The sequence below is a fragment of the Pseudomonas sp. NPDC087804 genome, from assembly GCF_044742965.1.
Taxonomy (GTDB): Bacteria; Pseudomonadota; Gammaproteobacteria; order Pseudomonadales; family Pseudomonadaceae; genus Aquipseudomonas; species Aquipseudomonas rustica.
Window position 1 is genome coordinate 85644 of the sequence record NZ_JBIUVN010000003.1, and the last position, 20049, is coordinate 105692.

Annotated in this window: 16 protein-coding genes and 1 pseudogene; 9 read left to right on the plus strand and 8 right to left on the minus strand. The window is 59.7% G+C overall.

Features of this window, described 5'->3' with window-relative positions; all coding sequences use genetic code 11:
* Positions 1 to 124 precede the first annotated feature (124 nt).
* From ACIOMO_RS09115 to ACIOMO_RS09125, 3 genes and pseudogenes are all read left to right on the plus strand, one after another.
* Positions 125 to 1165, plus strand: coding sequence for a low specificity L-threonine aldolase (locus ACIOMO_RS09115; RefSeq protein ID WP_008084160.1), 1041 nt, complete (start codon positions 125 to 127; stop codon positions 1163 to 1165).
* A gap of 305 nt (positions 1166 to 1470) precedes the next feature.
* Positions 1471 to 2003, plus strand: a pseudogene (locus ACIOMO_RS09120) (REP-associated tyrosine transposase).
* 300 nt (positions 2004 to 2303) lie between these two features.
* A complete protein-coding gene (locus ACIOMO_RS09125) occupies positions 2304 to 3128 on the plus strand; it encodes an SDR family oxidoreductase (RefSeq protein ID WP_401240088.1) in 825 nt (274 codons plus the stop codon).
* Between the two features lie 100 nt (positions 3129 to 3228).
* On the opposite strand, the gene gbcB is transcribed toward ACIOMO_RS09125, so the two are convergent.
* The gene (gene gbcB / locus ACIOMO_RS09130) at positions 3229 to 4329 is read right to left on the minus strand and encodes a glycine-betaine demethylase subunit GbcB (RefSeq protein WP_053124547.1); all 1101 of its coding nucleotides are present in this window, start codon (positions 4327 to 4329) and stop codon (positions 3229 to 3231) included.
* A gap of 294 nt (positions 4330 to 4623) precedes the next feature.
* Between gbcB and gbcA the strand changes: the two genes are divergently transcribed.
* Positions 4624 to 5919: a glycine-betaine demethylase subunit GbcA gene (gene gbcA / locus ACIOMO_RS09135; protein WP_053124549.1), complete on the plus strand. Its 1296-nt coding sequence runs from the start codon at positions 4624 to 4626 to the stop codon at positions 5917 to 5919.
* Between the two features lie 889 nt (positions 5920 to 6808).
* Here gbcA and ACIOMO_RS09140 read toward each other — a convergent pair.
* The 6 genes from ACIOMO_RS09140 to ACIOMO_RS09165 form a co-directional block, all read right to left on the minus strand.
* Positions 6809 to 7579: an electron transfer flavoprotein subunit beta gene (locus ACIOMO_RS09140; RefSeq protein ID WP_401240092.1), complete on the minus strand. Its 771-nt coding sequence runs from the start codon at positions 7577 to 7579 to the stop codon at positions 6809 to 6811.
* 9 nt (positions 7580 to 7588) lie between these two features.
* Positions 7589 to 8809, minus strand: a complete 1221-nt coding sequence (locus ACIOMO_RS09145; RefSeq protein WP_053124554.1) for an electron transfer flavoprotein subunit alpha/FixB family protein — start codon at positions 8807 to 8809, stop codon at positions 7589 to 7591.
* A complete protein-coding gene (gene dgcB / locus ACIOMO_RS09150; protein ID WP_401240095.1) occupies positions 8809 to 10758 on the minus strand; it encodes a dimethylglycine demethylation protein DgcB in 1950 nt (649 codons plus the stop codon). Before dgcB ends, ACIOMO_RS09145 begins: the two co-directional genes overlap by 1 nt.
* Positions 10759 to 10913: 155 nt before the next feature.
* Complete coding sequence (gene dgcA, locus ACIOMO_RS09155; protein ID WP_212550116.1) at positions 10914 to 12974, minus strand: dimethylglycine demethylation protein DgcA; 2061 nt, start codon at positions 12972 to 12974, stop codon at positions 10914 to 10916.
* Positions 12975 to 12989: 15 nt separating this feature from the next.
* Positions 12990 to 13520, minus strand: coding sequence for a DUF5943 domain-containing protein (locus ACIOMO_RS09160; protein WP_053124559.1), 531 nt, complete (start codon positions 13518 to 13520; stop codon positions 12990 to 12992).
* A 107-nt stretch (positions 13521 to 13627) separates the two neighbouring features.
* On the minus strand, positions 13628 to 14605 hold the full coding sequence (locus ACIOMO_RS09165; protein WP_060542339.1) for a dipeptidase: 978 nt from the start codon (positions 14603 to 14605) through the stop codon (positions 13628 to 13630).
* A gap of 234 nt (positions 14606 to 14839) precedes the next feature.
* Between ACIOMO_RS09165 and ACIOMO_RS09170 the strand changes: the two genes are divergently transcribed.
* Together ACIOMO_RS09170 and ACIOMO_RS09175 are read left to right on the plus strand one after the other, a co-directional pair.
* The gene (locus ACIOMO_RS09170) at positions 14840 to 15241 is read left to right on the plus strand and encodes a lysozyme inhibitor LprI family protein (protein WP_008083168.1); all 402 of its coding nucleotides are present in this window, start codon (positions 14840 to 14842) and stop codon (positions 15239 to 15241) included.
* 47 nt (positions 15242 to 15288) lie between these two features.
* On the plus strand, positions 15289 to 15705 hold the full coding sequence (locus ACIOMO_RS09175) for a DUF3010 family protein (RefSeq protein ID WP_053124561.1): 417 nt from the start codon (positions 15289 to 15291) through the stop codon (positions 15703 to 15705).
* Positions 15706 to 15789: 84 nt separating this feature from the next.
* Here the strand turns inward: ACIOMO_RS09175 and ACIOMO_RS09180 are convergent, their stop codons facing one another.
* Positions 15790 to 16734 carry a GlxA family transcriptional regulator gene (locus tag ACIOMO_RS09180; protein ID WP_401240101.1) on the minus strand — a complete coding sequence of 315 codons (945 nt, stop codon included), beginning with the start codon at positions 16732 to 16734 and terminating at the stop codon, positions 15790 to 15792.
* Between the two features lie 206 nt (positions 16735 to 16940).
* Between ACIOMO_RS09180 and ACIOMO_RS09185 the strand changes: the two genes are divergently transcribed.
* From ACIOMO_RS09185 to ACIOMO_RS09195, 3 genes are all read left to right on the plus strand, one after another.
* The gene (locus tag ACIOMO_RS09185) at positions 16941 to 17885 is read left to right on the plus strand and encodes a choline ABC transporter substrate-binding protein (protein ID WP_053124565.1); all 945 of its coding nucleotides are present in this window, start codon (positions 16941 to 16943) and stop codon (positions 17883 to 17885) included.
* A 109-nt stretch (positions 17886 to 17994) separates the two neighbouring features.
* A complete protein-coding gene (locus ACIOMO_RS09190) occupies positions 17995 to 18882 on the plus strand; it encodes a 3-keto-5-aminohexanoate cleavage protein (protein WP_053124567.1) in 888 nt (295 codons plus the stop codon).
* Positions 18883 to 19036: 154 nt separating this feature from the next.
* A complete protein-coding gene (locus tag ACIOMO_RS09195) occupies positions 19037 to 20002 on the plus strand; it encodes an L-carnitine dehydrogenase (protein ID WP_401240106.1) in 966 nt (321 codons plus the stop codon).
* Positions 20003 to 20049: the final 47 nt, after the last annotated feature.

Consider the following 20049-nt stretch of genomic DNA (forward strand, 5'->3'; position numbering starts at 1 on the left):
TCGGTCTGCATCCTTGTAATGTTCAGACAGCGACATCTCGTGTGCTCCCCGGAAGATCTTCGGTAAAGTGCGCACCATCATTGACCACGAGCCTTCACAAGAGTCTCGACCACGGAAGCCGGCCATGACCGACAAGAGCCAACAATTCGCCAGCGACAACTATTCCGGTATCTGCCCTGAAGCCTGGGCTGCCATGGAACAGGCCAACCACGGCCACCAGCGCGCTTACGGCGACGATGAATGGACCGCACGCGCGTCCGACCATTTCCGCCAATTGTTTGAAACCGACTGCGAAGTGTTCTTCGCCTTCAACGGCACCGCCGCCAACTCGCTGGCCCTGTCGTCGCTGTGCCAGAGTTACCACAGCGTGATCTGCTCGGAAACCGCCCACGTCGAAACCGACGAATGCGGCGCCCCGGAATTCTTCTCCAACGGCTCGAAGCTGCTGATCGCCGGCACTGAAAACGGCAAGATCACCCCGCAGTCGATCCGCGAAGTCGCGCTCAAGCGCCAGGACATCCACTACCCGAAACCGCGCGTGGTCACCCTGACCCAAGCCACCGAAGTCGGCAGCGTCTACACGCCGGAAGAAGTCCGCGCCATCAGCGCCACTTGCAAGGAGCTGGGCCTGCACCTGCACATGGACGGCGCGCGCTTCTCCAACGCCTGCGCCTTCCTCGGCTGCTCGCCAGCGGATCTGACCTGGAAGGCTGGTGTCGATGTGCTGTGTTTCGGCGGCACCAAGAACGGCATGGCCGTGGGTGAAGCGATCCTGTTCTTCAACCACAAACTGGCGGAAGACTTCGACTATCGCTGCAAACAGGCCGGGCAGTTGGCGTCGAAAATGCGCTTCTTGTCGGCCCCGTGGGTCGGCATCCTCGAAACCGACGCCTGGCTGAAATATGCGCGCCACGCCAACCACTGCGCGCAATTGCTCGCAGAACTGGTCAGCGACATTCCCGGCGTCGAACTGATGTTCCCGGTGCAGGCCAACGGCGTGTTCCTGCAACTGTCGGAACCGGCGATCGCCGCGCTGACCGCGAAGAACTGGCGTTTCTACACCTTCATCGGCAAGGGCGGCGCACGCTTCATGTGCTCGTGGGACACCGAAGAAGAACGCGTCCGCGAACTCGCCCGCGACATCCGCGAAGTCATGTCCGCCTGACCTGACGCCAGCGCACTGATCATTCCCACGCTCCGCGTGGGAATGCCTCCCGGGACGCTCCGCGTTCCATCCCCCAGACGCTAAACACCGCTATGACGCAGAGCGTCAATGGCAGCATTCCCACGCAGAGCGTGGGAACGATCTTCGGCCGAGGATGACTTTTCCCACCGTAATACCAGACTTCTCTTCTAGCGCGATCATCCCCCCCGCCTCACCCTGATCGTTCCCACGCTCTGCGTGGAAACGCCTCCCGGGACGCTCCGCGTTCCATTCCCGTCGCACCGCAAGATTCAAGGAAGAATCCCATGGGCCGAAGCCGCTAACCATTACTGAAACCGACAAACCGCATTTCCTGACTTGCACGATCATGGAGTGGTTGCCGTTATTCATCCGCCCGTACATCGTCGACCACTTGCTCAACTGCTGGCGTTATCAACAGACCCACCATGACTTGAAGCTGTACGGCTACGTGATTCTGGAAAACCATCTTCACTTCGTCGCTCAGGCGCCCGACCTGAGTAAATGCCTCAGCCAATTCAAATCTTTCACCGCGCGACAAATCATCGATGATCTGCAAAGCAAAGGTGCCGACAAAGCCCTGAAACGTCTGCGCTTTAGCAAACGCGCGCATAAGCAGGATCGGGTGTACCAGTTGTGGCAGGAAGGTTCACACGCAGAAATGGTCTACAGCGAATCGGTGATGCGTCAGAAGCTTGAATACATCCACAACAATCCAGTGAAACGCGGGTATGTGGACTTGCCAAAGCATTGGCGTTATTCGAGTGCCAGGGACTACGCGGGAATGCCGGGGCTTATTGAGGTTCAGTGCTGGTATTGATGGGACGCAGAGCGTCCCGGGCTGCATTCCCACGCGGAGCATGGGAACGAGCAAATTGAGTCCGCCCGACCTCCGCACTGATCGTTCCCACGCTCCGCGTGGGAATGCCTCTCGGGACGCTCCGCGTTCCAGCCTCACCACTGTCGACATCCTTAACACCGCTATGACGCGGAGCGTCGACGGCTGCATTCCCACGCGGAGCGTGGGAACGATCATGGCGGAGACAGCGTTACCTGATCTGCTTGGTCTACATTGTCTGTCGAGCCCTTCGCTCATATAACAATAAGCAGGAGCATCGGCATGTCGTTACAAGGCAAAACCCTGTTCATCACCGGCGCCAGCCGTGGCATTGGCCGTGAGATTGCGCTGCGTGCCGCGAGGGACGGGGCCAATATCGTGATTGCGGCGAAAAGCGCCGAACCCCACGCGAAATTGCCCGGCACCATTCACAGCGTCGCCGCGGAAGTCGAAGCGGCGGGCGGCAAGGCGTTGGCGTTGCAGGTGGATGTGCGTGATGAGGATGGCGTGCGCCAGGCTCTCGCCCAGGCCAACGAACATTTCGGCGGCATCGATGCGCTGGTAAACAACGCCGGGGCAATCAAACTCACTGGTGTGCAACACATCGAGCTCAAACGCTTCGACCTGATGCACCAGATCAACACCCGCGCGGTGTTGCTGTGCAGCCAGGCCGCCCTGCCCTATCTGAAGAAATCCTCGGGGCACATCCTCAATCTGTCGCCACCGCTGAATCTGGCGAGCAAGTGGTTTGCGCAGTTCAGTCCCTACACGGTGACCAAGTACGGCATGAGCATGCTGACGCTGGGGATGAGTGAGGAGTTTGCCGCGTACAGAATCAGCGTGAATTCGTTGTGGCCGCAGACGATGATTGCCACGGCGGCGATTGAGTTTCAGCTGGGGAACCGGGAGTCGTTCAAGCAGGCGCGAACGCCAGCGATCATGGCGGATGCGGCGCATGTGATTCTGGATAGCCGCGATCGGCAGATCACCGGGCGGCTATTGATTGATGAAGAAATTTTGCGCGAGAGCGGCGTGACTGAATTTGATCATTACCGCTTTGAACCGGGCAGCACCACAACCCTGATGCCCGACCTGTTCATCGACTGAACACAACCCATGTAGGAGCTGCCGAAGGCTGCGATCTTTTGATCTTCAAAAACAAGATCAAAAGATCGCAGCCTTCGGCAGCTCCTACACAGGGATTCCGTTAGAACTCGATACGCACATCACCTTTAGGCACACTGCAGCAAGACAAAATAAACCCTTCGGCCTCATCGTCCTCGGTAATCCCGCCGTTGTGCTCCATCTCCACCTCGCCGCCCAGCTTGAGCACCTTGCACGTCCCGCAAATCCCCATGCCGCAGGCTTTCGGGATCATCAGGCCAAGCTTGGCCGCCGCCGCATGCACGGTCTCGCCCGGTGCCACACGAATGCTCTTGCCGGACGAGGTGAATTCGACCTGATGCAGATCGGCGATATCGATTTCCGGCGCATCCGCCGCCTGTTCCGCCTGCTCCACCGCATCGGCACGGGCTTCGGGCGGCGTGGCGCCGAACGATTCCTCGTGATAACGCGACATGTCGTAACCAGCCACTTCCAGCAACCGCTTGACCGCATTCATGTACGGCGTCGGCCCGCAGCAAAACACTTCGCGCTCAAGGAAGTCGGGCACCATCAATTCGAGCATCTTGTGGTTCAGGTAACCGCGATAACCGGCCCACGGCTCACCCAGGCCGTGCTTTTCACAAATCAGGTGCAGGCTGAAGTTGTCGATCCGCGACGCCATGTGCTCCAGCTCGCGGTGGTAAATGATGTCTTTCGGCGAGCGCGCGCTGTGGATAAAGGTCATGTCGACGTTGGCGTTGGTGTCGTAAAACCAGCGCGCCATCGACATGCACGGCGTAATGCCGACGCCGCCGCTGAGATAGAGGACTTTCGGGCTTGGGAAGTCGATGGCGTTGAACAGCCCGACGGGCCCGTGCACCGCCAATTCCTGCCCTTCATGCAGCGTGTCGTGCAGCCAGTTCGAGACCTTGCCGCCCGGCACGCGTTTGATCGTCACCGAAAAGCTGTACGGCACCGACGGCGAACTGGAAATGGTGTACGAACGCATGATCGGCTGGCCTTCGATTTCCAGCTCCAGGGTCACGAATTGCCCGGGCTTGAAGAAGAACAGGATCGGCTGGTCGGCCATGAAACAGAAGGTGCGCACGTCCCAGGTTTCCTGGATGACTTTGACGCAACGGACGATGTGTCGGCCATTGGCCCAGGTCTGGGTGGTGACCGGATTCAGGAAGCTGTTGGACATGCTGTTCTCCACGGCCGACTGTCGGCCTCATGTCGGCGATTCTGCGTATAGCGCGAACCGCCCGTTTACCTATCCGCGACATCGGCATACTTATCGCGACCAGCCCCCAACCACCGGGGGTTGCGCGTCGGGAACAGATTGCATCATGTCGCCCATGGATAAGGTTGCGCCCCGCGCCGGGCCCACACTCGCCCCAACACCAAGACAGATTCTTTACACCTTGCGTAGCCACTTTGCAGCACCCCTGATTAGCCACATTCGCCGGCCACGTAGAGGGCCATGAGGATCACATCGATGGACGTCACCGCAAAAATCAGCCTGGGCGATCCGCTGGAACCCGCACGCAAGGCCACCGCACAAATGCTCCAGGAGCGCGAGCGCACCTTTTCGCTGCCACAACCGTTCTACAGCGATGAACGCCTTTTCGATATCGACATGCAGGAGATCTTCCAGAAAGAGTGGTTGATTGCCGGCATGACCTGCGAGATCCCGGCCAAAGGCAACTACCTGACCCTGCAGATCGGCAAGAACCCGATCATCGTCATTCGTGGCGCCGAAGGCGTTGTGCATGCGTTCCACAATGTTTGCCGCCACCGTGGCTCGCGTCTGTGCACCAGCGAGAAGGGCAAAGTCGCCAAACTGGTCTGCCACTACCACCAGTGGACGTACGAGCTGGACGGTCGCCTGTTGTTCGCCGGCACCGAAATGGGCGCCGACTTCGACATGAAGCAGTACGGCCTCAAACCAGTCAACGTGAAGACCGCCGGCGGCTACATCTTTATCAGCCTGGCGGAGAATCCACCGGCCATTGATGACTTCCTGTCGACGCTGAACCATTACATGGAACCGTACGACATGGAGAACACCAAGGTGGCGATCACCACCACCTTGATGGAAAAGGCCAACTGGAAACTGGTGCTGGAAAACAACCGCGAGTGCTACCACTGCAACGCGTCGCACCCGGAACTGCTGAAAACCCTGCTGGAATGGGACGACGTCACCGACCCGCGCGCCGATCAGGCGTTCAAGGATCACGTCGCCGCCTCCGCCGCAGCCTGGGAAGCCGAGAAGATTCCTTACGCCCACGCCAGTTTCGGCCTGCGCAACCGCATCGTGCGCATGCCGCTGCTCAAAGGCACCGTGTCGATGACCCTCGACGGCAAACAGGGCTGCGCGAAACTGATGGGCCGCATCAAGAACCCGGATCTCGGCTCGATGCGCATCCTGCACCTGCCGCACTCCTGGAACCACTGCATGGGCGACCACATCATCGTCTTCACGGTGTGGCCGATCAGCGCGCAGGAAACCATGGTTACTACCAAGTGGATCGTGCACAAGGATGCGGTTGAGGGTGTGGATTACGATGTTGATCGCATGCGTCAGGTGTGGGATGCGACCAATGATCAGGATCGGCGTCTGGCTGAGGAGAACCAGCGCGGGATCAACTCGACGGCGTATCAGCCTGGGCCTTATTCGAAGACCTATGAATTTGGCGTGGTGAATTTTGTTGATTGGTACAGCGAGCGCTTGCTGAACAACCTTGGGGCCGAGCCTGCGCCTTACCTCAAAGGCGTCCCGGTTCAGGGCTGAGCAAGATCAAAAGATCGCAGCCTTCGGCAGCTCCTACAGGTGGAATGCGTTCCACCTGTGGGAGCGGGCTTGCTCGCGAAGGCGTCCTGACAAACACCACATCCCTAAAGCCAGATTGCACAATTTCTGATCAACCACCCCACACCCCATACCCACCAAGCCCCCCAGCCTTCCGCAAACAAGTTATCCACACACCCACCCACAGCAAATGGGGACAACTGTGGATGACTCGAAAAATATCCCACTGATTTGCAAAGAAAAACCGTGACTTATCCAGAAGTACGGTTTTGAAAACACATTGATCGCTTTTTGATCAACAGCCTGCAAGCCACGCCATTCTTGGCTTTCAGCGGAAGGCAAACACCTTATCCACAGAAGCACCAACAGAGATCGGGGGTAACTTTACCTCTGCTGTGGAAAAGCCCTGAAGACTGCGAAATATCAGGCTCTACGAGCAATTCATCGAGTCAAAAGCGCGAATTGATCAGTTATTAACCAACTCTCTGAAAGCCGCGTTGTATATAGCTCTCAGGGGTTAGCGAACATCTTATCCACAGAAGCGCCAACAGAGATCGGGGGTAACTTACGCAGTTATCCCGCAGAAAAATCCCGTAAAAACCGCAACTTAGGCTGGTTGTTTTTTGATCTGCGGCCTGCAAGCCACGGCAGACATGACTTGCAGCGAAGGGCGAACACGTTATCCACAGACTGACCAACAGGGATTGTGTGTAAACCACATTATTCCTGTGGAAAACCCCACTGACCTGTAGGAGCTGACGAGTGCAACGAGGCTGCGATCTTTAGATGTTGGTATTTGAAAACAAGATCAAAAGATCGCAGCCTCGTTGCACTCGTCAGCTCCTACAGAGATTTGAGGGGTGTCGGGGGGTCAGCGGACGACGCCTTCTTCGATGAGGAGTTTGAGGATGGCTTCGGCACCGGCCTGTGGGGTAACGCCTTTGAGCACTTGCCCACCGCCGCCGCTGGCTTTCGCAGTAGCGGCTTTCATCCGGTCAGCTCCGCTTTTGGCTTTGATCACTTTCAGGCGTTTTGGCCGTGGTTTGGCCGGTTGCAGGGTCGCGGCGGACAGAAGTTCATCATCGATAACTTCAACGTCGTCAGCCTCCAGCACCCCTCGTCGCGCCGGGCCGTAAGCACTCTGCCGAGGTTTCGGCGCAGCGTTATCCACAGTCGCCAGAAACGGAAGTTTCACCTTCAAGCGACGTCGTTGCCCACGCGGCAAAGCCTGCAGCACCAACGCCGATCCATCATTGATCGACTCCACCTGCGCCAACCCGACCACCAGCGGCCAGCCCAAACCTTCGGCGAGCAGAAACGGCAACATCCCCGAGCCTTCACCGGTTTCGGCCTGGCTGCCGGTCAGCACCACTTGCGCACCGGCATCGCGGAGATACGCGGTCAGCGCCGGTAACGCATCAGCGCCAGTCGGTTGCTCAAGCACATGCATCTGTTCCAGGCCCATGCCCAGATAGGCGCGCAACGCCGGTTCCGTAACATCGCCGGCATGCAGCACTTGCAGGTTATCCCCAGCGAGTTGCAGGCCCAACTCCACAGCGCGGGCATCTTGCTCGGCGCGGCGTGGCCGGCCGGAGGTCGGGTGGGCGCCGATTGAAACCAGACTGATAACGTTCGTGTTCATAGCGTTTCCTTAAGCCGCATCGCGCTTGGCGTCGTTGCGGTAAGCCGCCACCGCCGCGATCAAGGCTTGAAGAATCTCTGCGCTTTCGCCGATCACCGAGAGGTCGGCGCGTTTGATCATGTCGCAACCGGGATCGAGGTTGATCGCCACGACCTTGTCGCAGGCGCCAATGCCCTGCAAATGCTGGATCGCCCCGGAGATACCCACAGCGACATACACCCGCGCGGTGACCCAGGTGCCGGACGCGCCGACCTGGCGATCACGCGCCATAAAGCCATCGTCCACCGCCACCCGCGATGCGCCTTCGGTGGCGCCGAGTGCGGCAGCCGTTTCGTGGAACAGCGCCCAGTCCTTGACGCCGTTACCGCCGGAGAAAATGAACTCCGCTTCGGCCATCGGAATCGCTGCCGGGTCGACCGCCACTGCGCCAAGATCTTCGATCCGCGACAGGCTACGCGCGACGCTTGTGGATAACTCCACTGGCAACGCTTCATGCCGGGTTTCGCTGACCGGTTCGGCACATTCCGCCGACGCCAGAATCAACCGCGCGAGCGGACGTGCAAGATCCTGCAAGCCAGCACCGGCGCGGCCGATGCACTCTTGATCCTTGACCTGCCACACTCGCGTCGCCGGGCGTTCACCCAGAGCAGCGGCGAAGCGTCGACCGAGTTCGCCGCCACCGCTGCGACTGTCCGGTAGCAGCCAGTGACGTGGATTGAACTGGTTATCCACAGCACGCAAACCCTGCACGCGCTGCTCCGGTGCATAACCGCTGAAGGCTTCACCTTCGAGTACCAACAAACGATCGACGCCAGCAGTAGCGAACGCGTTTTCCTTATGTTCACCAAAAACCACCGCCAACACCGCGCCGTCCTTGCCGGCCAGTTGATGAGCGAGGCCAAGCAAATCGCGGTCGTGGCTACTCAAGCGGCCACCGACCATGTCCGGCACCACGCTGATGTAAAACGCCGGGGCTGGCACCTGATGCAGCGGCAATTGCACTTCCACAGCCGCCGAACGTTTAACCGCCCCGCCCTGTTGCGCGCCGCTGCGGTCGATCCGTTTGATGCCGTTGGGGCCGATAAAACCCATGCCGTGCAGGTTCTTGCGGATGACGCCATTCGGCCCCATCCAGCTGTGCTGCGCCGGTTGCATCGCCGCGTGCAGCGGGTGCAAACGGTTACGGGCAATCCATTCGGCGCGCGGGTCGCGGCGGATAATGTCGCTCATCAGTGGGCCTCCGCAGGTTCACGTTTGGCCGGGGTGGCAGGCTTGCTTGGCGCGGCGTCTTCGAGCAGCGCGTCAGCCACCAGTTCGGCAATGTCCTTGATCAGCGGACGCGGTTCGACCACGCCTTCGAGCATCGCCGTGCACTGTGGACAACCCACGGCCACCAGTTCGGAGCCGGTCTCGCGGATGTCTTCCATGCGCATGTCAGGTATCCGTTGCTTGCCCGGAATATCAGTGATCGGCGCCCCGCCACCGCCGCCGCAGCAGCGCGAACGGAAGCCGGAACGTTGCATCTCTTTGACTTCGATGCCGAGCGCGCGCAGCACTTCACGCGGCGCCTCGTACTCGCCGTTGTAGCGGCCGAGGTAGCACGGGTCGTGATAGGTCACGCTGTTGCCTTTGTGCTGACCGAGATTGAGCGCGCCGGCCTGAATGATTTCCGCCATGTAGGTGCTGTGATGTTGCACCAGGTAATTGCCGTCGAACGCGCCGTACTCGTTTTTCAGCACATGGAAGCTGTGCGGATCGCAGGTGACGATGCGGTTGAAGCTGTATTTGCCCAGGGTCTGAATGTTGCGTTTAGCGAGCAACTGGAAGGTTGCTTCGTCGCCCAAGCGGCGCGCCACGTCACCGCTGTCACGCTCTTCAAGACCGAGCACGGCGAAGTCGATTTTCGCCGCTTTCAGCACTTTGACGAAGGCGCGCAGAGTGCGTTGGTTGCGCATGTCGAACGCACCGTCGCCGACCCAGAACAGCACGTCGGTGGATTTCTTTTCGCTGAGCAGATTGAGGTTCAGATCCGCCGCCCAGTTCATCCGCCCGCCCGGGGCGAAACCGCCGGGGTTGTCGGTGGCGATGAGGTTTTCGAGGACTTCGGCGCCCTTGTTAGGGGTCGCGCCTTTTTCCAGGGTCAGATGGCGGCGCATGTCGACGATGGCGTCGACGTGCTCGATCATCATCGGGCATTCCTCGACGCAGGCGCGGCAAGTGGTGCACGACCACAGGGTTTCGGCGTCGACCAGACCGTTGACGATCGGTTGATGCGGATTGCCGCTGTGTTCGCCAATGGGTTTGCCGGGATACGGGCTGCCGGCGAATTTCGCATCGGTACCGCCAGCGAGGCCGACGACCATGTCCTGAATCAGTTTTTTCGGGTTTAGCGGCTGGCCGGCGGCGAACGCCGGGCAAGCGGCTTCACACTTGCCGCACTGCACGCAGGCGTCGAATCCGAGCAGTTGGTTCCAGGTGAAATCTACGGGTTTCTCAACACCCAGCGGCGCTGACGGATCATTGAGATCCAACGGTTTCAGGCCCGTGGAACGACCGCCGCCAAAGCGTTCAGCGCGACGGTGCCAAGCCAAATGCAACGCACCGGCAAAGGCGTGTTTCATCGGCCCGCCCCAAGTCATGCCGAAGAACAGTTCCGACACGCCCCACAACACACCGATCCCCAGAATGACCGCGAGCACCCAACCGCCAAAGTTCTCCGGCAGGATTCCGGCAACGGGCAAAGTCAGCAAAAAGAACGACGCCGAGAATGCCAGCAAGCTTTTCGGCAGGCGCATCCACGGGCCTTTCGACAGCCGCGCTGGCGGGTTGCGCCGACGCAGATAAACGAAGATCGCGCCGACGAACATCACCGCCGTCATCAGCAGCAAGGCGTAACCGAGAATGCGGTTATGCAGGCCGAAACCGTGCACCAGCAGCGCCAGCACAATCGACGCCACCGCACCGCCGGCCGTGGCTACGTGGGTGTTGGCGATGTATTTGTCCCGCGCGACGACATGGTGCAAATCGACCATGTAACGCTTGGGCATGGCGAGCAGGCCGCCGATCAGGTCGACCTTCGAGGCCCGGCCCCGACGCCACATGGCCACCCGCCGCAACGCGCCGAGGACACCAAGGCCCAGAGCTGCGAACAACAGGATTGGAAGAAGGGTGTTCAACATGGTGAAGCTCCCACCAGTACAACCTGGAGAAACACGGTCTGCATTACTGTGGGAGCGAGCCTGCTCGCGAAAGCGGTGGGTCATTCGACATCATCGTCAACTGACAGAATGCATTCGCGAGCAGGCTCGCTCCCACAGGGGTTTGGTGCAAGTCCTTAGAAGTCTTTGCACAACCGCAACGCGTCGTAGATCGCGGCGTGGGTATTGCGCTGCGCCACGCAGTCGCCGATGCGGAACAGCAAGTAACCGTCGCCCGTGGTGCTCAACGAAGGCTGCGGTTTGATCGCGAACAAGGCATCGATATCGATCTGGCCCTTGTTGCGCGAACCGTCCTTGAGCCCGTAATACAACTCTTCGTCCGGACGCACGCCGTTCTCCACTACCACCTGATCGACCACCCGCTCCTCTTTGGCGCCGGTGTATTCGTTCTCCAGCACCGCGATCAGTTTGTCGCCTTCGCGGTAGACCTTCTCCAGCATCATGTCGCCGGTCATGATCACTTCTTTCGGGTACATGCTGCGGTAGTAGGTCGGGAACGACGTGCCGCCGATGGCCACGCCCGGTTTGATGTCGTCGGTGACGATCTCGACCTGGCTGCCCTTGTCAGCAAGGAAGTCGGCAACCGACATCCCGGTGAACTCGCAAATGGTGTCGTACACCAGCACGTTCTTGCCCGGCGCGACCTTGCCATCCAGCACGTCCCAACTGCTGACAACCAAACCTTCAGCGGCGCCCCAGTGTTCGTTCTGCTCCAGGAACGGATGACCGCCCACCGCCAGCACCACAACGTCCGGACGCAAGTCCATGATCGTCGCGATGTCCGCCGCCGTGCCCAGACGCAGATCGACTTTCAACCGCGCCAGTTCCAACTGGAACCAGCGGGTGATGCCAGCAATCTGGTCACGCTGCGGCGCTTTCGAAGCGGTGGTGATTTGCCCGCCGATAAATTCTTTCTTCTCGAACAAGGTCACGTCGTGGCCACGTTCAGCCGACACGCGAGCGGCTTCCATCCCTGCAGGCCCTGCACCGACGACGACCACTTTGCGTTTGACGCCGGTGGATTTTTCGATGATGTGCGGCACGCCCATGTATTCACGGGAGGTCGCGGCGTTCTGGATGCACAGCACGTCCAGACCTTGATACTGACGGTCGATGCAATAGTTGGCGCCGACGCACTGCTTGATCTGATCGATCTGACCCATTTTGATCTTGGCGATCAGGTGCGGGTCAGCGATGTGAGCGCGGGTCATGCCGACCATGTCGACGTAACCGCCTTCGAGAATGCGCGTGGCCTGATTCGGATCCTTGATGTTCTGCGCGTGCAAAACCGGCGCCTTTACGACTTCTTTGATGCCCGCAGCCAAGTGCAGAAACGGCTCCGGTGGATAACTCATGTTGGGGATAACGTTGGCCAGGGTGTTGTGGGTGTCGCAACCCGAACCGACCACACCGATGAAATCGAGCATGCCGGTGTCGTCGTAATACTTGGCGATCTGTTTCATGTCCTCGTGGGACAAACCGTCCGGGTGGAATTCGTCACCGCACAGACGGATGCCGACGCAGAAATCATCACCGACTTCCTTGCGCACAGCCTTGAGCACTTCGAGGCCGAAACGCATGCGGTTCTCGAAGCTGCCGCCCCACTCGTCCGTACGCTTGTTGACGCGCGGGCTCCAGAACTGGTCGATCATGTGCTGGTGCACGGCGGACAGTTCGACACCGTCGAGACCACCGGCCTTGGCCCGCGCGGCAGCGGTAGCGTAGTTGCCGATCACCCGCCAGATTTCTTCCGGCTCGATGGTTTTGCAGGTCGCGCGGTGCACCGGTTCGCGGATGCCCGACGGCGACAGCAGGGTCGGCCAGTGCTCGCCATCCCAGCGCGAACGACGGCCCATGTGGGTAATCTGAATCATGATCTTGGCGCCATGCTTGTGCATCGCGTCCGCCAGATTCTGGAAGTGCGGAATGATCCGGTCGTCCGCCAGGTTCACCGATTTCCACCAGCCTTGCGGGCTGTCGATGGCGACACTGGAAGAACCGCCGCAAATCGCCAGGCCGATGCCGCCCTTGGCTTTCTCTTCGTAGTATTTGACGTAGCGGTCGGTGGTCATGCCGCCGTCCGTTGCGTAGACCTCAGCGTGCGCGGTGCTGAGCACGCGGTTGCGGATGGTCAGTTTGCCGATCTGGATCGGCTGGAACATTGCTTCGAAAGCCATGGCGGGTTCCTCGACTTACAACGGCTTGACGGTGAACAAGCCGTCTTCGTGGCCTTCTTCGGAGCCGCCGTAAACTTGCTCGGCAACCGTGCGAATCTTGCTGCCGCGGGCTTCAAGAATCTGATCCATCGCACCGGCAAACCAACCGGTAAACATGTAATCGACCTTGCGCCCGACCTTGCCGTAGACGTAGACAAATGCCGAGTGTTCGAGCTTGACGCTGGCAGTGCCTTTGTCGAGGTCGATGTCCTGAATCTTGAACAGGCCCCAGCCACGTTGCGACAGGCGTTTCATGTAGTGCTCGAACACCGCGACGCCTTCCAGGCCGTGGCATTCAGCTTCTTTTTCACACCAGTGCCAGGCGGATTTGTAGCCGGCCTTGTAGAGGATTTCGGCGTAGGCGTCGGCGCCCAAGACTTCTTCGATGCCCATGTGGTTGTTGACGAAAAAGTGGCGCGGTACGTAGAGCATCGGCAGGGCGTCGGAGGTCCAGACACCGGTCTCGCTGTCGACTTCGATTGGCAATTGCGGGGCGATCTTGGCCATGGAAAGTTAACTCCAGAAAAAATAGTGGATTCAGTGGTGACCGCTGCCCTCACCCCGGCCCTCTCCCACAGGAGAGGGGGCAGTGCGGCGGCGGTCTTGAGTCAGCGTTACTCGCCCCAGACGTCTTTCAAGACGTTGACCCAGTTCTCGCCCATGATCTTGCGCACGACGCGCTCGGGATGGCCGCGCTTGAGCAGGGTTTCGGTCAGGTTCGGGAACTCGCCGACGGTGCGGATGCCCAGCGGGTTGATGATCTTGCCGAAGCTGGTCAGGCGGCGGGCGTAGCCCTTGTCGTGGGTCAGGTATTCGAAGAAGTCCTGGCCGTGGCCCTGGGTAAAGTCGGTGCCGATACCGATGGCGTCTTCACCGACGATGTTCATCACGTACTCGATCGCTTCGGCGTAGTCGTCGATGGTCGAATCGATGCCCTTGGCGAGGAACGGCGCGAACATGGTCACACCGACAAAACCGCCGTGGTCAGCAATGAACTTCAGCTCTTCATCGGACTTGTTGCGCGGATGCTCTTTGAGCCCCGACGGCAGGCAGTGGGAATAGCACACCGGTTTTTTCGATTCGAGGATGACCTCTTCAGAAGTCTTGGAACCGACGTGAGACAGGTCGCACATGACGCCGACGCGGTTCATCTCGGCAACGATCTCGCGACCGAAACCCGAGAGGCCGCCGTCACGCTCATAGCAGCCGGTGCCGACCAGATTCTGGGTGTTGTAGCACATCTGCACGATGCCTACGCCGAGCTGCTTGAACACCTCGACATAGCCGATCTGGTCTTCAAAGGCGTGGGCATTCTGGAAGCCGAAAAGGATGCCGGTTTTGCCCTGCTCCTTGGCTTTGCGGATGTCGGCGGTGGTGCGCACCGGCATCACCAGGTCGCTGTTTTCGCGGATCAGCTTCTGGCTGGCGGCAATATTGTTCACGGTCGCCTGAAAGCCTTCCCACACCGACACAGTGCAGTTGGCTGCCGTCAGACCGCCCTTGCGCATGTCTTCAAACAGCTCGCGGTTCCATTTGGCAATGATCAGACCGTCGATAACGATGCTGTCGGCGTGTAATTCGGCTGGGCTCATCAGGCGTCCCCTTATTGGCGATTCATGCGCCGAATCGTCTGCCGGCGCTTTGGGGCCAGCATATGCCTCGGTGCCGGGGCGACCGGGTGCAAAAACGACAGGGGAATTGCCGAAAGCGTCAATCCGCGACAAAGGGTCATCCGCCGCCCCGACCGGCCACCTTTCCAAGCCCGCACGCTTGAGCCAGAATCACCGGCATCTTGCAAACACCACTGGATTAGAGCGGCGACAACAATGAAATCGATCTTCCTGGCCCTGGCACTGATTGCGACCGGCGTACACGCCGCCGAAGAGTCCGACAACAACCCGTGCGACGCAGTCGAAAACGACGTCCAGACCCTGGAATGCTCGACCTACAGCCGCACCACCGCCGAAGACCTGCTCAAAGACAACTACGCCAGCCTGACCGAACGCATGCAGACCGCATACGGCAAAAACGCCACGCAACTGGCGGATATCACCGCCAAACTCAAGACTGCTCAACAGCAGTGGCTGAAGACGCGGGATGCGGATTGCGCGGTTGAGGCATTCCCGGCTACGGCGGGGAGCAAGGCTTTTACCATTGCGCAGAATGATTGCGTCGCGCGGATGAGTGATGAGCGGTCGGAGTTTTTGGAGTCGATTGGGCAGGAGTGAGTGTCTGAGCTGTAAGCTGCCCTTCTATAGCCAATCTAGGTAATCACATGAACATCTGCGGCATTGAAATCAAAGGCAGCGAAGCGATCATCGCCGTGGCCGCTCTCGACGGTTCGACCCTGAGCCACGTTCCCCTTGCCACCAAGAAGATCGCCCTCGACGAAGATGACGAAGCAGCGAACGTGAAGCTGTTCGCGGCGCAAGTGGCGTCGTTTGTGCGTGAGAATTCGGTTGACCGGATTGCGATCAAGAAGCGCAGCAAGAAAGGTGAGTTTGCCGGTGGGCCGACGACGTTCAAGATTGAAGGGATTTTGCAGTTGCTCGATGGCTGTGAGGTGACGCTGTTGTCGCCGCAGACGATCAATGCGCAGGCGAAGAAGCATAATTTCGAGCTGCCGGGGACGCTGAACAAATATCAGCATGAGGCTTATAAAGCGGCGTGTTCGGCGTTGGTGAAGAAGTAAGATCAAAAGATCGCAGCCTTCGGCAGCTCCTAAATTGGAATGCAATCAACTGTAGGAGCTGCCGAAGGCTGCGATCTTTTGATTTCAGGCTTGGGCGGTACGCCGGTCTTCGCGGGGGCAACGGGCATATTTCGCCCGATAGCTGCGGGTGAAGTAGGACGGTGATTCGAAGCCGCAGGCGATGCTGACTTCGAGCACGCTCATGTCGGTCTGACGCAGCAACTGCCGGGCCTTTTCCAGGCGCAGGCGCAGATAAAAATTGCTCGGAGTATCGTTCAGATGCAGCCGAAACAACCGTTCCAGTTGCCGCCGCGTCACTTTGATCGATTCCGCCAATTGCAGCGTGGTCAGCGGCGGTTCGCTGTGCTGCTCCATCTCGCCAATCACCTGCACCAGTTTCTTGTTATTGATGCCATAACGCGTGGCAACTTCCATGCGCTGGTGGTCCTTGCGTGGGCGAATCCGCCCCAGCACAAATTGCTCACTGACCTGAATCGCCAGCTGCGGCCCATGGGCCTGGGCGATCAGATCGAGCATCAAATCGATGGACGCGGTGCCGCCCGCCGAGGTGATGCGCCGACGGTCGATCTCGAACAGCTCCTGAGTGACGCTGAGCTGTGGATAAGATTCCTTGAACGCATCGATCGCTTCCCAGTGCAGGGTCAGGCGATGGCCCTCAAGCAACCCGGCTTCGGCAAGGACAAAGCTGCCCGTGTCGATGGCGCCCAACGTCACGCCATCGTTATCCAGCCGCCGCAGCCAATGTTCCAGCACCGGCGTGGCAAACTTCAGCGGTTCAAACCCGGCCACCACCAACAACGTCGCGCCTTTCTTCAGTGGTTCCAGCGCGGCATCGGCGTTGACCGACATACCGTTACTCGCCAGCACCGCCCCGCCATCGGCGCTGAGTACGTGCCAGCGGTACAGCTCGCCACGAAAGCGGTTGGCCACGCGCAGCGGTTCGATGGCGGAAATAAAGCCGATGGCGGAGAAGCCCGGCATCAGCAAGAAATAGAAATCCTGAGACATGTGCGCACTCGATTCGCGGGTAACGAGAGGGAGGGTAGCGTGGCTCGTTGATACGCCGATTGTCGCCAGCGTTCAAGGGTGCAGGTCGCTACAGTGCAAATGCCAGTCGCCGCAGTGCGCTTTCATGGGCGCATTGCTGCGTAACTTTGCATCACCGGCGCATCAGATGCCGGGAACCACAATAACGACCTGCCGAGGAACCCGACATGAAACGACTGATCAGCAGCTGTGTTCTTGCACTCAGCGGTACCGCTTTCTTGAGCGCCAGCGTCATGGCGGCCGAACCTGCGTCATGCCAGAACGTGCGCATGGGCGTGGTGAACTGGACCGACGTGATCGCCACCAGTGCGATGACCCAGGTACTGCTCGACGGCCTCGGCTACAACACCAAACAAACCAGCGCGTCCCAGCAAATCATCTTCGCCGGGATTCGCGATCAGCGTCTGGACTTGTTCCTCGGTTACTGGAACCCGTTGATGACGCAGACCATTACGCCGTTTGTCGACGCCAATCAGGTCAAAGTCCTTGAAGCACCGAGCCTGAAGGACGCCCGCGCCACCCTCGCGGTGCCGACCTATCTAGCAGATAAAGGCCTGAAAACCTTTGCCGACATCGCCAAATTCGAAAAAGAACTCGGCGGCAAGATTTACGGCATCGAGCCGGGCTCGGGCGCCAATACACAGATCAAGGCAATGATCGCGAAGAACCAGTTCGGCCTCGGCAAGTTCCAGTTGGTCGAGTCGAGCGAGGCCGGCATGCTCGCCGCCGTCGATCGCGCCGTGCGCCGCAAAGAGGCCGTGGTGTTCTTCGGCTGGGCGCCGCACCCGATGAACGTCAACGTGAAGATGACCTATCTCACCGGCAGTGAAGACGCGCTCGGCCCGAACGAAGGCATGGCCACGGTGTGGACAGTGACCGCGCCGAAATACGCCGAGCAATGCCCGAACATTGGTCGCTTGCTCAGCAATCTGACCTACACCGCCGAAGACGAGAGCCGGATGATGCAGCCGCTGCTCGATCACAAAGATGCTTTCGAATCCGCCAAGCAATGGCTCAAGGATCACCCGGAAGACAAGCAGCGCTGGCTCGACGGTGTGACCACGTTCGATGGCAAACCGGCGGCTGAAAACCTCCAGCTGACCAGCAAATAACCCTCTCAATTTAAAGCCCCTCTCCCTGACCGGAGAGAGGACTGAACCACGCTTCGCAGCCCCGAAAAGGGCTGCGGACAGACCCATCACGCCTGAAGGAAACCGCACCATGAACCACGACGTCATCATCACCTGCGCACTCACCGGTGCTGGCGACACGACCGCCAGAAGTCCTCATGTGCCGGTCACCCCGAAACAAATCGCTGCGGCGGCCGTTGAAGCCGCCAAGGCTGGCGCCACCGTCGTGCACTGCCACGTGCGTGATCCGCAAACCGGCAAGTTCAGCCGCGACGTCGCGCTGTACCGCGAAGTGATGGAGCGCATCCGCGAGGCCGATGTCGACATCATCGTCAACCTCACCGCCGGCATGGGCGGCGACCTGGAAATCGGCGCGGGCGAGAACCCGATGGAGTTTGGCCCGAACACCGATCTGGTCGGCCCGTTGACCCGTCTGGCGCACGTAGAAGAATTGCTCCCGGAAATCTGCACCCTCGATTGCGGCACCCTGAATTTTGGCGATGGCGACACCATTTATGTCTCGACGCCGGCGCAACTGCGTGCCGGCGCCAAGCGCATTACCGAGCTGGGCGTGAAGGCTGAGCTGGAAATTTTCGACACCGGGCATCTGTGGTTTGCCAAGCAGATGATCAAGGAAGGTTTGCTGGATAACCCGCTGTTCCAGCTGTGCCTAGGCATTCCATGGGGCGCGCCGGCGGATACCACGACGATGAAAGCCATGGTCGATAACTTGCCCGCCGATGCAGTGTGGGCAGGGTTCGGCATTGGCCGGATGCAGATGCCGATGGCGGCGCAAGCGGTGCTGCTTGGCGGCAACGTGCGGGTCGGGCTGGAAGACAACCTGTGGCTGGACAAAGGCGTGCTGGCGACCAACGGCCAATTGGTTGAGCGCGCCAGCGAAATCCTCAGCCGCCTCGGCGCCCGCGTACTCACGCCGGCGGAAGGCCGCAAGAAGATGGGCCTGACCCAGCGCGGCTAACCCTCAGCCAAAAAATGGGGCTCTCACAGCCCCCCAATTCCACCTGTAGGAGCTGCCGAAGGCTGCGATCTTTTGATCTTGTTTTTTAAGATCAAGATCAAAAGATCGCAGCCTTCGGCAGCTCCTACAGGGATTACTTCACGGGAAAATTCCTATGAGATTTATCACCGAAATCAAAACCTTCGCCGCGCTGGGCAGCGGTGTCATCGGCAGTGGCTGGGTCGCCCGTGCCCTCGCCCATGGCCTCGACGTCGTGGCCTGGGATCCGGCGCCCGGCGCTGAAGCGGCGCTGCGCAAACGCGTCGCCAATGCCTGGGGTGCGCTGGAGAAAAACGGACTGGCACCGGGTGCTTCGCAGGATCGTCTGCGCTTTGTCGCGACCATCGAAGAATGCGTGCGCGATGCCGATTTCATTCAGGAAAGCGCTCCGGAACGGCTGGAGCTGAAACTCGATCTGCACAGCAAAATCAGCGCAGCGGCCAAGCCGAATGCGTTGATTGGTTCGAGTACATCAGGCCTGCTCCCGAGCGAGTTCTACGAGAGCTCGACACACCCTGAACGCTGCGTGGTCGGTCACCCGTTCAACCCGGTTTATCTGCTGCCGTTGGTGGAAGTGGTCGGTGGCAAAAACACCGCGCCGGAAGCCGTGCAAGCGGCGATGAAAGTCTACGAATCCCTCGGCATGCGCCCGTTGCATGTGCGCAAGGAAGTGCCGGGTTTTATCGCTGACCGCTTGCTCGAAGCGCTGTGGCGTGAGGCGCTGCACCTGGTCAACGACGGTGTCGCGACCACGGGCGAGATCGACGATGCGATCCGTTTTGGCGCTGGATTGCGCTGGTCGTTTATGGGGACTTTCCTGACTTACACCTTGGCCGGCGGCGATGCGGGCATGCGCCACTTCATGTCGCAATTCGGCCCGGCGTTGCAGTTGCCGTGGACGTATCTGCCGGCGCCGGAACTGACTGACAAGTTGATTGATGATGTGGTCGATGGCACCAGCGATCAGCTCGGTCGGCACAGCATTTCGGCGCTGGAGCGCTATCGTGATGATTGCTTGCTGGCGGTCCTTGAGGCGGTGAAGACCACCAAGGAAAAGCATGGCATGGCGTTCAGCGAGTAATGGGCTCGCTTCAAACCGCCGCCCTCACCCTAGCCCTCTCCCAAAGG

What these genes read in the sequence shown, in the direction of transcription:
- ACIOMO_RS09115 (WP_008084160.1), top strand. Translation starts at nt 125, where the DNA reads ATGACCGACAAGAGCCAACAATTCGCCAGCGACAACTATTCCGGTATC.
- ACIOMO_RS09125 (WP_401240088.1), top strand. Translation starts at nt 2,304, where the DNA reads ATGTCGTTACAAGGCAAAACCCTGTTCATCACCGGCGCCAGCCGTGGC.
- gbcB (WP_053124547.1), bottom strand. Translation starts at nt 4,329, where the DNA reads ATGTCCAACAGCTTCCTGAATCCGGTCACCACCCAGACCTGGGCCAAT.
- gbcA (WP_053124549.1), top strand. Translation starts at nt 4,624, where the DNA reads ATGGACGTCACCGCAAAAATCAGCCTGGGCGATCCGCTGGAACCCGCA.
- ACIOMO_RS09140 (WP_401240092.1), bottom strand. Translation starts at nt 7,579, where the DNA reads ATGAACACGAACGTTATCAGTCTGGTTTCAATCGGCGCCCACCCGACC.
- ACIOMO_RS09145 (WP_053124554.1), bottom strand. Translation starts at nt 8,809, where the DNA reads ATGAGCGACATTATCCGCCGCGACCCGCGCGCCGAATGGATTGCCCGT.
- dgcB (WP_401240095.1), bottom strand. Translation starts at nt 10,758, where the DNA reads ATGTTGAACACCCTTCTTCCAATCCTGTTGTTCGCAGCTCTGGGCCTT.
- dgcA (WP_212550116.1), bottom strand. Translation starts at nt 12,974, where the DNA reads ATGGCTTTCGAAGCAATGTTCCAGCCGATCCAGATCGGCAAACTGACC.
- ACIOMO_RS09160 (WP_053124559.1), bottom strand. Translation starts at nt 13,520, where the DNA reads ATGGCCAAGATCGCCCCGCAATTGCCAATCGAAGTCGACAGCGAGACC.
- ACIOMO_RS09165 (WP_060542339.1), bottom strand. Translation starts at nt 14,605, where the DNA reads ATGAGCCCAGCCGAATTACACGCCGACAGCATCGTTATCGACGGTCTG.
- ACIOMO_RS09170 (WP_008083168.1), top strand. Translation starts at nt 14,840, where the DNA reads ATGAAATCGATCTTCCTGGCCCTGGCACTGATTGCGACCGGCGTACAC.
- ACIOMO_RS09175 (WP_053124561.1), top strand. Translation starts at nt 15,289, where the DNA reads ATGAACATCTGCGGCATTGAAATCAAAGGCAGCGAAGCGATCATCGCC.
- ACIOMO_RS09180 (WP_401240101.1), bottom strand. Translation starts at nt 16,734, where the DNA reads ATGTCTCAGGATTTCTATTTCTTGCTGATGCCGGGCTTCTCCGCCATC.
- ACIOMO_RS09185 (WP_053124565.1), top strand. Translation starts at nt 16,941, where the DNA reads ATGAAACGACTGATCAGCAGCTGTGTTCTTGCACTCAGCGGTACCGCT.
- ACIOMO_RS09190 (WP_053124567.1), top strand. Translation starts at nt 17,995, where the DNA reads ATGAACCACGACGTCATCATCACCTGCGCACTCACCGGTGCTGGCGAC.
- ACIOMO_RS09195 (WP_401240106.1), top strand. Translation starts at nt 19,037, where the DNA reads ATGAGATTTATCACCGAAATCAAAACCTTCGCCGCGCTGGGCAGCGGT.